Source organism: Cycloclasticus sp. (assembly GCF_019090545.1).
GTDB classification, from domain to species: Bacteria; Pseudomonadota; Gammaproteobacteria; order Methylococcales; family Cycloclasticaceae; genus Cycloclasticus; species Cycloclasticus pugetii.
The window spans coordinates 1-13,650 of the sequence record NZ_JAHRVT010000039.1 but is presented as its reverse complement, the minus strand read 5'-3'; the positions used below and the strand labels follow the sequence as shown (position 1 = coordinate 13,650).

Genomic DNA, 13,650 nt, shown 5'->3' with positions numbered 1-13,650 from the left:
TTAGGCGTATTAAGGGAGAATTAGAATTCAATGATAATGGACTCATTAAGTAGCCTCATAATGAGGCTGTTGTTCTGATTTAATAGATGGATTTTGATACGCTAGTTAAATGAATTTTTCAGATTTTTTTAAAGCAATAAAACAAGGCGCAGTCGTGATTACCGTGAATCAGCGTTTATCACGACACTTAACAAGTTGGGTTGAACAAGCGCTAGTGGATGAAGGTGCGGCTGTCTGGGCTTCGCCTATGATTATGTCGTTTGATGTTTGGTTATTACAGTGCTGGCAACGACGGTTTGATCTGCAAAGCAATGAGGCATCGGCTTCGTTAGTGAATAAAACTCTATTAACACAGGAACAAGCGCTAGTTATTTGGGAACGTGTTATACGACAGACCTTGGGTGCTGAGTTATTAAACGTACCAGCAACGGCCAAAGCAGCCAGTAAAGCCAGACAACTTAGCCTGCAATGGATGATCGCTGAAAACGCAGTGAATGATATTTCTACCGGTGTTGATATGGCCTCGTTTAACCAATGGCATGATGCGTATAAAGATGAATTAAATAAATCAGCTTGGATAGATCGTGCGCAGTTAATAAAGACGGTTAGTGAATTGGTAGATCAAGATTGTTTGCTATTGCCAAATCAGATTATTTTTTCAGGGTTTGAAATTTATACGCCGACACAACAGTCATTGCATGCATTGTTAATAGAGAAAGGGCATCAACTTAGCGAGTTTTCTGCAGAGGCCGCTACAAACCAGACGCATGTGCTTAAAGCGATTGATCGTAAAGAAGAAGTGAAGCTAATGGCGCAATGGGCAAGAGAACGTTTGGATGAAAACCCTGACAATAAGATCGGTATAGTCGTGCCAGATTTGGAAGTCATGCGAGAATCGATTGAGTCAGCCTTTAAAACGGTTTTTTATCCCAGTGTTGTTTACCCAGTAGATGTACCTTTTGAAAAACCATATAACGTGTCGTTGGGCCAGTCTCTATTAAGCTATTCTCCCATTCAACAAAGCCTTCGGTTGTTACAATTTTGTAGCCAACCAATAACTTTTAGTGAACTGTGTCTATTGCTTCGTTCTTCTTTTATTACGGCGGGGCAAAAGGAATGGGGTCAGCGCGCACGATTGGAAGTTGTTCTACGTAAAAAAGGCATCTTGTCCTGCTCGGTCAAGCAGTTACGCAATAGTCTTCAGGCACCTAAAGACGATGAGTCTTTATGCCCGTTACTGCTTAAGTGTTTAAATCAGGTAATAGAGCTGCTAGAGGCAAAACCAAACCGTGTGCTGCCGTCAGACTGGGTACAGCTGTTTAGGTCTTTTTTAGCCACCATGGGGGTGCAAGGCGATCGAGTATTAAGCTCCACAGAATACCAAGTATTCCAAGTGTGGGACGATGTGTTGAAAAGTTTTTCAACCTTGGATGAGGTGTATAGTGTAATCACCTTTGAAACGGCACTAAATGCATTACGAAAAATACTACTTGAACGTGTTTTTCAACCTGAAACCCCAACAGCAGCGATTCAAATAATGGGTTTAATGGAGGCATCAGGACATACGTTTGATGCGTTATGGGTGTGTGGTTTAGATGATAAAACATGGCCACAATCGCCAAACCCTAGCCCTTTTTTACCGCTTGCCGAACAGCGCAATAAAGGTTTGGTTCAATCATCTGCTGAACACCAATATCAACATGCGAAAATAATCACAAAAAACTGGGCTCGCTCAGCAAAAACAGTGGTGTTTAGTTTTTCTCATGTTAAGGATGAAACACTACAAGCAAAGAGCTCACTGATAGAAGGTTACCCTGTGATAACAAAGAAGCAGTTATTACAACAACTACCCGTGAATCCAATTGAACACCGAGTAGGTAATAAGAATTTTAAATGGATTGAAGATGTTTCCGGGCCATTGCTAGAAAAAAGCGAAACAGTGCGCGGTGGTGTCAGCATATTGAAAGATCAAGCCGCGTGTCCATTTAAAGCTTATGTGCATTTTCGTTTGCAAACGAACGCTTTACAAGAGCCTGAGCCAGGAATAGATGCACGCTTACGCGGTAGTCTTGTACATCGAAGTTTAGAAGAACTATGGACGAAGATTAAAACGCATAAAGCCTTATGTGATTTATCAGTTGATGAACAATATGAGCTGGTCAAAGCGATTGTGACGGCTGTCGTTCAAACTGAAAGTAAACGGACCGCTATTTTAAAGAAAGCACTGGGTCAGCTAGAAACCGAAAGAATCACGCAATTATTAATGGCATGGCTGAACATAGATCGCCAACGAGAGCCGTTTGAGGTTATTGCAACGGAATTAAAGCAGTTGTTAAGCGTTGGAGAATTACAACTTAACACCATTATTGATCGTGTGGATAAGCTACCAGATGGTTCATTAGCGATTATTGATTATAAAACAGGTGATTGCAGTATTAATAGTTGGTTTGGTCTGCGGCCTGAAGAGCCACAATTACCACTGTATAGTGTATTTAGTGAAGGTAATGTAGGTAGCATCAGCTTTGCGCAACTTAAAAAAGGCCAAACTCAGTATCAAGGTTTAACGGATAGTGACGATCACTTTTCTACATTAAAAAACTTAGCGGATAAAAAAGTAAAAGCAGACTATGATCAATGGAATAATCAAATGGATCATTGGCGTACAGTGTTGGGTGGTTTGTCCGATGAGTTTGTTACAGCTAATGCACGTGTGAGCCCAACGGCCAAGGCTTGCCAATATTGTGATTTGACTAGTCTATGCCGTATTAATGAACAAATAACGCAAAGGGCTGCTGAAGATGAGTAAACCGCATGATATTGCTCAACGACAAGAGGTGCTGGATGTTAGTCAATCGTTTATCGTTCAAGCGCCTGCCGGTTCGGGAAAAACCAGTTTATTAACGCTAAGGTTTTTGCATTTACTAAGTATTGTTAATAACCCTGAAGAAATTTTAGCGATTACCTTCACGAAAAAAGCAGCGGCTGAAATGCACCTGCGTATCATAGAGTCGATTAAGCTAGCGACCAAGCCTTGTCCTGAGAATGAGTTTGAAGCACAAACATGGTTAGTTGCTGCAAAAGTGCTCGAGCGTGATGAAGCCTTACAATGGCATCTGTTACAAAACCCAAACCGTTTACGAGTGCAAACCATTGATTCATTGTGTGCGCACTTAGTGAAGCAAATGCCAATTACTGCACAGTTTGGTTCTTTGCCCAACATTCAACAAGATGCCAGTTCTCTATACACTCAAGCAGCTAGCAACTGTTTAAAAGAACTTGACAGTAATGACCGTGTTGGCGAAGCGATAAGGTTACTGTTAACTCATGTGGATAACCATTTGTCACGAGCTGAAGATTTAATTTCATCGATGTTAGCTTCAAGAGACCAATGGCTACGCCACGTCTTAATGAGTGACTCTGATGCAGCTAAACGTGAAGCATTAGAAAACGTTTTAACGCAAACGGTCGAGTCAACACTGGCTGATATTGTGCAGCACCTGAGTCAACAGCAAGCAGATGTTCTAAAAGATTTACTACAGTTTGCGGCAACTAATTTAAGTGATAAAACGTCACCTGTGTGTTACTTGGCTGAACACCTTGATGAGTTGGACACCTCGGCTGATTCATTAAATGATTGGTTAATCTTGAGGGACTTTTTGCTCACCGGTGCGGGAACTTGGCGTAAACAAGCAGATGCAAAAATGGGTTTTCCACCCGTCAGTCAAGCCAGTAATAAAGATCAAAAGGCTCTGTACACAGATAAAAAGAATGACTACAAAGCGTTGTTGTTGGCCTTACAAGAAAATGATGAATTAACCGAAGCGATGGCTTGGTTGCGTTACCTGCCAAGTCCAGGATATAGCGATCAACAATGGCAAATTATTCAAGCTTTATTATTGATCTTGCCGCAAGCCGTTGCTCATTTACGATTGGTGTTTCAACAGATGGGTTGTGTTGATTTTTGTGAAGTGTCATTAAGTGCCAGTCGAGCGATTCATGATGCGAGCGGAATGACCGATGTTGGTTTAAAGCTAGATTACCAACTGCAACACATGCTTGTTGATGAGTTTCAAGACACGTCTGAAACTCAATTTATGTTATTAAAAGATTTAGTGGCAGGTTGGCAAGAAGGCGATGGGCGAACATTATTTTTGGTGGGTGACCCGATGCAATCTATTTATCGGTTTCGTCAGGCTGAGGTTGGCCTGTTTTTAAAAACTCAGCAAGATGGTTTGGGTGAAGTTAAGAATATTAAACCGGTTAATATTGCGGTTAATTTTCGCTCGCAAGAAGGGGTTATTAACTGGGTAAATGAGGCGTTTAGCCGGATTATGCCGCCAAGTGATAATATATTCAGTGGTGCCATTTCTTATAAAGCTTCAATAGCATTTAAAACAGCACAAGCTGCAACTAATGGCGTTCAATATTACCCGTATGAAAGCAGAGTTCAAGAGGGTAAAGGCTTATTAGCCTTAATTCAGCAGATTCAACAAACATCGCCTAACGAGTCAATCGGTGTGTTGGTTCGAGGGCGTAAGAGCTTAAGTGAGTTGGTTATCGCGTTAAATGAGGCATCTGTGGCTTATCAAGCCAGTGATATTGACCCACTTAATACACGACAAACAGTGATTGATTTAATGTCCCTGACACGAGCCTATTTACACCCGGCAGATCGGTTGGCGTGGTTATCTGTATTACGTGCGCCATGGTGTGTTCTAAGTTTGGTAGATATGCATTTGTTACTAGAAGGCGAAACGAATGAAACGGTCTGGCAGTTAATACAACACAGTGAACGGATACAGAAATTATCGCAAGACGGGCAAAGGAGTATTGCCCATGTGGTATCACATTTTAAGGTTGCACTGTCGTATCGAGAACAGATGAGTGTGACCGACTCAATACGTGGTTTATGGTCTGAGTTGTTAGGCCCTGAGGGTTTATCGTCTGCTGCTGATTTGGCCGATTGCGAACGGTTTTTTGAGTGTTTGCAAATGTTAGAGCTTGATAAAGGCAGTGTTGATATCACAGAGCTTGAAGAGCAGATTGATAAACTGTACGCAGCTCCAAACACACAAGCGCCTGATACATTACAGATAATGACGATACATAAAGCTAAAGGTTTGGAGTTTGATCATGTAATTTTGCCGGGCTTAGATAGACGCTCAGGGCGAGATGAGTCACGTTTGTTGTCTTGGCTAGAACGCCCTTCGGAGATAGCGGGGGGTAGTGAGTTAATGATTGCACCCCTTAAGGAAGTGGGGGCGAACGAGGATGATGCCATTGTTAATTATTTAAATAGGGTAGAGCAGGAAAAGGCCATTCATGAAAGTCAGCGATTGTTATATGTGGCGGCGACCCGTGCTAAAAAACAATTACATTTAAGTTTTTGCTTAACGCTTAACGAAAAAACACAAGAGGCTAAAACGCCTGCGAGTAATACCTTACTTGGTTTGCTTTGGCCGACAATTAAAGATGAGGTTGTTATTAAATTTTCAGATAACAAACTAGATGACAATAAGGCACTAACAAATTGTTATTTAAAGAAAATAAATATATACGATGTTGATAAAAAAGATTATTCAATGCTGGATTATCAGCATGGTTTAGATAATAGGGTACGGCTACAAACAAATATCATTGAATATGATTGGGCCTCAGATTTAGCCGCATCGGTCGGGACTGTTTGTCATCAATGGATGCAAATAATGGGTGAGCGAGGCTGTTTAAAAGTTGATGATGGAATGATGCGAGTAAAGGTTCAACAGCAACTTGTAGAGCTTGGCGTCTTACCTCGGCACCTTGATGAAGCTACTCAGCGTGTTTTACACGTTCTTGATGTTTGTGTGAAAGATTCGCGTGGTCAATGGGTTCTTAATAATCAGCATGAAGATAGTCAGTTTGAATTATCGCTGTCAGGAGTAGTGGATGAAGCGATCATTCATTACCGATTAGACAGAACCTTTGTTGATGAGGGTAAACGTTGGATTATTGATTTTAAAACAAGCCGCCATGATGACGATGATAAGGAGCAGTTTTTGGACGCTGAAGTGACACGATATAAGGCTCAACTTGAACGTTATGCCCAATTGATGAGCAAAAAGGAGTCGCGACCGATTATGTTAGGGCTTTATTATCCAGAATTTGCTGGGTGGCGAAGCTGGGAATATATGGATGTTTAAATCGCGAAAAGCTTGCTTAATAGGCCTTGTAGCGTTGTTATTTGTAGGTTTTTATTGGCTAGGTTTTGATCAATATATCGATTTAACTGTTTTAAAAGAAAAAAACGATGAATTAGCCGCTTATTACATTGCAAACCCCTGGCAAACTTCCGCTTGGTTTTTTGTTTTTTATATTATTTCAACGGCTATTTCTATACCGGGGGCTAGTATTCTGACCTTGGCGGCGGGTGCAATTTTTGGTTTGTTTTGGGGCGTTATATTAGTTTCATTTGCATCAACAATAGGGGCGAGTTTAGCTTTTTTATTGTCTCGTTATATTTTGAAGGAGACAGTGCAGCTAAAATTTTCCGATAAACTTACCGATGTAAATGCCGGGATCAAAAAAGAAGGGGCTTTTTACCTTTTTACATTACGTTTAATTGTGCTGTTTCCATTTTGGCTTGTTAACCTGTTAATGGGGCTGACACCTATTAAATTAAGGACCTATTTTTGGGTTAGTCAAATAGGTATGTTGCCAGCCACAATATTGTTTGTTAATGCAGGTACGCAATTAACTAAGGTTGAACAGCTGTCAGATGTTTTATCACCAGCAGTCGCTATTTCATCTGCGTTACTGGGGCTATTTCCCTTATTCGCCAAAACCGTGCCGACTATTATTCGACGTTATAAAATTTTAACGTCCTATAAAAAACCTAAGGTTTTTGATTATAACTTGGTTGTAATTGGTGGTGGTTCTGCGGGGTTAGTAAGCGCTTATCTTGCAGCAGCAGTAAACGCGAAAGTCTTGTTAATTGAAAAAAATAAAATGGGGGGCGATTGCCTCTATAGTGGTTGTGTGCCCTCAAAATCACTGATTAAGTCTAGCCGTTTTTTAGCAGAATTAAGCAGAAGTAAGCACTATGGTATAAACAGTGCTTCGGCAGAATTTGATTTTGCTGAGGTTATGGAGCGTGTATCGTCGGTTATCAAGCAAATTGAACCGCATGATTCTGTAGAACGTTACACTCAATTGGGTGTTGAGTGTATGCAAGCTGAAGCGCGTGTGTTATCACCTTGGGAAATAGCCGTTGGCGATCGAATCATTAGCAGCCGACATATTATTGTTGCGACCGGTGCTAAACCACGGATACCAACGATTGAAGGGGTTGATCAAGTTCCTTATTACACATCGGACACAATATGGTCATTGCGTGAACAACCGAAACACCTTCTTGTTGTTGGGGCTGGGCCTATTGGTTGTGAATTGGGTCAGAGTTTTAGTAGATTAGGCAGCAAGGTAACCCTTATTGATAACGCCGATCGCATTATGCCGTCTGAGGATGAAGAGTCAGTCGGTGTGTTAATGACTCATTTGGAACACGATGGTGTTGAATTAAAACTACAATATTCGGTTGATTCCTTCGCAATGGACAATAATCAATGTGTCGCCACGCTTAAATCGGCACAAGGTAAGCCGTTAAAACTTATTTTTGATGCGGTACTCTTTGCTGTTGGACGAGAGGCCAATGTTGCTGGTTTAGGTTTGCAAGAGCTTGGGGTTCAATTAACACAATCGGGTACGATAAAGGTCGATAAATACATGAGAACCCATGTGCCCACCATATACGCTTGTGGAGATGTCGCTGGGCCTTACCAATTTACCCATACCGCTGCACATTTTGCTTGGTATAGCGTTGTGAATAGTTTATTTGGTGATTTTTGGCGTTTTAAAGCAGACCGAAGGGTGATCCCAAGGGTGACCTTTACAGAGCCAGAAATAGCCAGTGTGGGTTATAACGAGCAATCAGCAAAAGCGGCGGGCTTGCAAATAGAGACAACAAAATTTGAGTTTAATGAACTTGATAGAGCCATTGTAGAGGGTAAAACAGAAGGGTTTGTTAAAGTGCTAACTGCAGCAGGAAAAGATCATATTTTAGGCGTTACCATTGTTGGAGAACATGCTGGTGAAATACTGCCTGAGTTTGTTTTAGCCATGAAGCATGGGTTGGGCTTAAATAAAATATTAGCAACGATTCATGTGTACCCAACATGGGCTGAAGCAAGTAAATATACAGCGGGGGTCTGGAAAAAGAACCATCAGCCTACAAAATTGCTAAAAATTTTAAAACGCTACCATTTAGCTAGGCGGAGTTAACTATGCACCCAACGTTAGCTAAGCTAGTGGATACAAACTTCCCTGCGATAACACGAACTAAACTTCACACGTTACAAGTAAACATGGGGTATTTGTGTAACCAGTCCTGCTTACACTGTCATGTTAATGCAGGTCCGACACGTAAAGAAATAATGGCGAAAGAAACTATCGATCAAGTCTTTAATTTTATAGATCAGCAGGCTATTAAAACACTCGATTTGACCGGCGGTGCGCCAGAAATGAACCCTTGTTTTCAATATGTCGTTATAGAAGCGAGAAATAGAGGAGTGGAGGTCATTGATCGCTGCAATTTAACGATTCTTGAAGAACCGGGTTATGAATATTTGGCTGATTTTTTAGCATCTAATAAAGTACAAATTGTTGCCTCCCTACCATGCTACTCCAGTGATAATGTAGATGCACAACGTGGTAAGGGGGTCTTTGAAAAGAGTATCACTGCGTTAAAAAAACTAAATACCCTCGGTTATGGGGAAGCATTAGAACTAAACCTTGTATATAACCCACAGGGTACTCAAGTGCCGCCAGATCAGTCGGCTCTTGAAGCGGATTATAAAGACCATTTATTTGAACACTTCGGCATTGTGTTTACGCGTTTGTTCACGATAACAAATATGCCCATTAAGCGGTTTGGTAGTTGGCTGATTTCAACAGGTCAGTTTGACGAATATATGAACGTACTTAAAACGGCGCACCAAGCGGTTAACCTTGATCAAGTGATGTGTAAAAGTACTTTAAGTGTTGATTGGGCAGGTTATGTGTACGATTGCGATTTTAATCAAATGCTAGGCTTGCCTGCTGGCCAGCTTAAATCAAAGAGGCATATTAGCGAGTGTTTAGGGCTTGATTTTGAATCACAAGCCATTACGGTAGCCGATCATTGTTATGGTTGCACGGCGGGTAGTGGTTCAAGCTGTGGTGGCGCCTTGAAGCAGTGATTATAAAATATCCTATAGAAGGGGCTGTTATTAATGCCTGAGCTATCTATTATTATTCCCACGCTGAATGAGGAGACGGCCTTACCGGTAACGCTGGCATCGTTACAATCGCTTAGAAGGGAAGGTGTCGAAATTATAGTGGTAGATGGCGGCAGCACCGATAAGACGGTCTGCTGCACAGAAGGCCTTGTTGAACAGCTGGTGGTCTCTTCAGCAGGACGTGCGGTGCAACTTAATAAAGGTGCACAAGTAGCACGTGGAAAGGTATTGCTTTTTTTACATGCAGATACCCTGCTAGCAGACAGGGCCATTAAAAAACTATTAAAGCAACCGAAACAGCCAACTCTTTGTTGGGGACGTTTTAAGGTCAAGTTGGACGACACAGCAATTGTTTTTCGAATAATTGAAACGATGATGAATTGGCGCTCTTGTTTGACCGGTATCGTAACAGGGGACCATGCAATGTTTGTTTCAAAGCACTTGTTTGAACAGGTAGGCGGCTACCCGTGCATTGAGCTTATGGAAGATATTGCAATAAGCAAAAAACTAAAAAAAGTTTCAAAGCCGATATGCCTTAAAGAAACTGTTACCACATCCTGCCGGCGTTGGCAGGTTAATGGGGTCGTGAAAACAGTCCTGTTAATGTGGTTTTTAAGGTGGGCATATTTTTTTAATGCGGAACCTAAAGTATTGGCGCAGAAGTACCGCCAAATTAGAATCAAGTAGTACTGTTTTGCGACGAAGTCAGTTTTTCAATTAAGCTTTCTTTTAGCTGATCGATGATCTCGGAATCTTCAATCATTTTGTTATCGCTATCGGTAATATAGAAAATATCTTCAGCGGTTGAACCTAAGGTGGTAATTTTTGCATTTCGCACGTTAACTTTACAGGCACTAAAGCATTGCCCAATGGTGGATAAAACACCGGGTTGGTCTTGTGTGCGTATTTCTAAAATGGTGTAGCGTTTTTGATAATCACTTTTAAAGCTGATAGTCGTTTTAATGTTGAAGTGTTGAGATTGGCGAGGCCTATGCCTATCAACCGATAAAACTGATTGGTCTGGCGCTATTAAATTAGCACGTAAGACGTTGACGATAGATTGTTCACGAGTAAGGTCGGGAATAGGGCTGCCGTTATCTTCTAAAACATGGAAACTAATCAATGCGAGGTCTTCATTAGTGGTAATGATTCGAGCATCTAAAATATTAAGGCCAAGCTGATCGAGCGTTGCTGTGCAGATAGCAAATGTGCCAGCGCGATCATCTACGTAAATAAAAATTTCTGCGCCACCGCGATGTGTTTGTGGGCGTAGTAAGACCAGTGGCATCTCTTCTTGACGACAAGATGATATGGCCAATGTGTGCCAAATACTATCTTCAACAGAAAACCGTGAAAAATAATCCTTACTGATTGTTCGCCATACTCGATCAATTTTATCATCACTTAAGCCACGGATATTAAGGCCTTGTCTAGCCTGATACTGCATGTCTTTGATTTCGTCACTTAATTCATCAGTGACCGTTTGTAATCCGCGACGTAAAAGTTGCTGAGTGTTGTTGTAGAGTTCTTTTAATAACGAGCCTTTCCAGTCGTTCCACAGCGTTGGGTTTGTTGCTCTAATATCTGCAACGGTTAGTAGGTAGAGGTAATCAAGGTACTCAAGACTGCCAATTTTAGAGGCAAATTTATGAATAACAGCGGGGTCATTAATATCCTTACGCTGCGCGGTCATTGACATGATTAGGTGGTTTTGAACCAGCCAACCGACAAGGTTGGTGTCATAAGAATTGTAGCCATGCTGGCGGCAAAATTCGATGGCATCATGCATGCCAAGTTCTGCATGGTTGCCGCCGCGGCCTTTAGCAATATCATGAAATAAGCCAGCTAAATAAAGTAACTCAGGTTTGCGAATTTCTTGAAAGACATCGAAACAATGCGGCAGGTCGTCACGGTGCTTTTCTAAGGCAAACCGTCTTAGGTTTCTAACGATAAATAGGGTGTGCTGATCAACGGTATAGGCATGAAATAAGTCATACTGCATACGCCCGATAATATCGTCAAAGGCTGGAATATAAGCCGCTAATAAACCGTAGCGATTCATCCGACGAAATTGATGGGTGATGCCATGCGGTTGGCGAAGAATATCTAAAAATAAACGTTTAGCCCGAGGGTTTGCCCTGAACTCATCATCAACCAGGTGTAAAGACTCGCGTATTAAGCGGATAGTTGCTGATCTGATCCCCTTTACATCTTCATGTTTTTGTAATTGAAGGATAATATCGAGTAGAGCAGTAGGTGTTGTTTTAAAGGTATCTGGATGCGTCACCTCGATATAATCATTAATGATCCTAAAAGATTCATTGATAGGGGTCACATCCATGACTTTATTTTCTAACGCCTCATTAAATATTTGCAAGACCAGTTCATTAATGCGCTCAAGGTCCATCACAGTACGGTAGTACAGCTGCATAAATGATTCGACAGCAAGGTTGTTATCGCCATCTTCAAAACCAAAGGCTAAGGCAAGGTTTTTTTGATAATCAAATAGCAGGCGGTTTTCAGGTCGATTCGCTAAAAGGTGTAATTCGAAACGGACTTTCCAAAGAAAGCGTTGCCCTTTTACCAGTGAGCGATACTCATTTTTAGTAAGAAACGCATGATTTACCAATTCACCAAGTGAATTGGAACCAAAATAACGCTGGGTAATCCATTGAATCGTTTGAATGTCTCGTAACCCACCTGGCCCTTCTTTCATATCAGGTTCTAGGTTGTAAGCGGTATTGCCAAACTTCAAGTGTCTGTTGTGTTGTTCTGCTACTTTTTCGCGAAAAAATGCAACCGGCGACCAAAGATTATCGATACTGATCTGATCTTGCATGTCAGAAAAGAAAGCCTCTGAACCTGCGATGAGGCGAGCTTCCATAAGGTTTGTAATAACCGTAATATCTAACTTAGATTGTTCTAGGCAGTCTGAAATTGTTCGTACACTTAGACCCGGCTTAAGACCAATATCCCATAGGAATGTCGAGAACGATTCGAGTTCTGTTTTGTAATTGTCGAGCTCGGATTCATCAAAGATAATGAGTAAATCAATATCGGAAAAAGGGTGCAGTTCCGCGCGGCCATAACCACCGGTGGCAATTAAGGCCAGTTGGTTAGAATAGGGACCTAATATTTCATTCCAATAGTTGGTAAGTAATTGATCGATAAAATCACTACGAGCTTTTAGAAGTGTTTCTACCGTTTCACCAGACTTAGCGCGTGTATGTAATTCATTATTAAAGGCTTGAATTAGCGCTTTAATATCAGCAATTTTATGCGCGGCTGGTTCATTTTCAGTAGGAAGAGATGTCATGATTTATATAACTCTGGTGGAATATGGGTTGCTTCAATGGCCTCGTTATCTCGAACGGTAAAAATTTCAAACCCATTGGATGTGACCGTTAAGGTGTGTTCAAACTGTGCAGATAGGCTGCGGTCTTTAGTAACCACGGTCCAATCATCTGCCAGTGTTTTTACATTCCTTTTGCCAGCATTAATCATCGGTTCTATAGTAAAGGTCATGCCCTCTTCTAGTGTGGTACCGGTATTAGGTTCGCCGTAATGTAAAACTTGGGGCTCTTCATGAAAAACGCGCCCAATACCATGACCACAATACTCTCGAACAATAGAGTAACGCCTGCTTTCTGCAAATTTTTGAATAGCATGGCCAATATCACCAAGTCTTGCGCCGGGCTTAACCATGCTAATGCCTAGGTATAAAGCTTTTTGTGTGGTATCGATAAGACGCTTGGCTAAAATGCTTGGTTCACCAACAACGAACATTTCACTGGTATCACCATGGAACTCATCTTTAATAACGGTGATATCAATATTGACGATATCTCCTTTTTTAAGTTTTTTATGGTTGGGGATACCGTGGCAAACAGTTTGGTTAACCGAGGTGCAGATTGATTTTGGAAAGCCATGGTAATTAAGCGGGGCGGGGATTGTTTTTTGGGTGTTAACCATGAAGTCGTGACAACGTTGGTTAAGCTCCTCTGTAGTGACACCTGGAACAACATATTCCCTGATCATCTCGAGAACTTCAGCAGCTAAACGGCCAGCGACACGCATTTTTTCAATTTCAGGGGGTGTTTTTAAAGTAATACTCATATTTTAATAAATAAAGTGGTTTCAGAATGTCAAACAAGTGACAGATTATAACGCTTAATAGATGAATTTAAGGTTTTTTTACAGCTTAGGCATAACACTAATATTTTAGGTTTAAATTGCTGTTTAGCTCTAGATATGGTATAAAGCGTCGCCACTTTTGGCAACAACGATCACATGCATCAACACATCCGGTAGGGTGCTTGAATTAAATCAGGTTACCGTTTGG

The 13,650-nt window shown here is 41.3% G+C and carries 7 protein-coding genes; 5 read left to right on the top strand and 2 right to left on the bottom strand.

The annotated features are described in order from the left end of the window. Window positions 1–109: 109 nt before the first annotated feature. The 5 genes from KUG63_RS09595 to KUG63_RS09575 are packed head-to-tail and all read left to right on the top strand — an operon-like array spanning window position 110 to window position 9,995. Complete coding sequence (locus KUG63_RS09595) at window positions 110–2,806, top strand: PD-(D/E)XK nuclease family protein (protein WP_015005813.1); 2,697 nt, start codon at window positions 110–112, stop codon at window positions 2,804–2,806. Then, a complete protein-coding gene (locus KUG63_RS09590) occupies window positions 2,799–6,179 on the top strand; it encodes a UvrD-helicase domain-containing protein (RefSeq protein WP_287555012.1) in 3,381 nt (1,126 codons plus the stop codon). Before KUG63_RS09595 ends, KUG63_RS09590 begins: the two co-directional genes overlap by 8 nt. Then, window positions 6,172–8,313 (top strand): FAD-dependent oxidoreductase, encoded by a 2,142-nt coding sequence (locus KUG63_RS09585; protein ID WP_287555010.1) that lies wholly within the window; start codon window positions 6,172–6,174, stop codon window positions 8,311–8,313. Before KUG63_RS09590 ends, KUG63_RS09585 begins: the two co-directional genes overlap by 8 nt. 2 nt (window positions 8,314–8,315) lie before the next feature. Next, window positions 8,316–9,269 (top strand): arsenosugar biosynthesis radical SAM (seleno)protein ArsS, encoded by a 954-nt coding sequence (gene arsS / locus KUG63_RS09580; protein ID WP_020932694.1) that lies wholly within the window; start codon window positions 8,316–8,318, stop codon window positions 9,267–9,269. 33 nt (window positions 9,270–9,302) lie between these two features. After that, window positions 9,303–9,995, top strand: a complete 693-nt coding sequence (locus KUG63_RS09575; RefSeq protein ID WP_020932693.1) for a TIGR04283 family arsenosugar biosynthesis glycosyltransferase — start codon at window positions 9,303–9,305, stop codon at window positions 9,993–9,995. On the opposite strand, the gene glnD is transcribed toward KUG63_RS09575, so the two are convergent. After that, complete coding sequence (gene glnD / locus KUG63_RS09570; protein ID WP_287555007.1) at window positions 9,988–12,624, bottom strand: [protein-PII] uridylyltransferase; 2,637 nt, start codon at window positions 12,622–12,624, stop codon at window positions 9,988–9,990. The genes KUG63_RS09575 and glnD overlap by 8 nt on opposite strands. After that, window positions 12,621–13,424: a type I methionyl aminopeptidase gene (map, locus tag KUG63_RS09565; protein ID WP_015005819.1), complete on the bottom strand. Its 804-nt coding sequence runs from the start codon at window positions 13,422–13,424 to the stop codon at window positions 12,621–12,623. The genes glnD and map overlap by 4 nt, the downstream gene beginning before the upstream one ends. Between the last annotated feature and the right edge of the window lie 226 nt (window positions 13,425–13,650).

What these genes read in the sequence shown, in the direction of transcription:
- KUG63_RS09595 (WP_015005813.1), top strand. Translation starts at nt 110, where the DNA reads ATGAATTTTTCAGATTTTTTTAAAGCAATAAAACAAGGCGCAGTCGTG.
- KUG63_RS09590 (WP_287555012.1), top strand. Translation starts at nt 2,799, where the DNA reads ATGAGTAAACCGCATGATATTGCTCAACGACAAGAGGTGCTGGATGTT.
- KUG63_RS09585 (WP_287555010.1), top strand. Translation starts at nt 6,172, where the DNA reads ATGTTTAAATCGCGAAAAGCTTGCTTAATAGGCCTTGTAGCGTTGTTA.
- arsS (WP_020932694.1), top strand. Translation starts at nt 8,316, where the DNA reads ATGCACCCAACGTTAGCTAAGCTAGTGGATACAAACTTCCCTGCGATA.
- KUG63_RS09575 (WP_020932693.1), top strand. Translation starts at nt 9,303, where the DNA reads ATGCCTGAGCTATCTATTATTATTCCCACGCTGAATGAGGAGACGGCC.
- glnD (WP_287555007.1), bottom strand. Translation starts at nt 12,624, where the DNA reads ATGACATCTCTTCCTACTGAAAATGAACCAGCCGCGCATAAAATTGCT.
- map (WP_015005819.1), bottom strand. Translation starts at nt 13,424, where the DNA reads ATGAGTATTACTTTAAAAACACCCCCTGAAATTGAAAAAATGCGTGTC.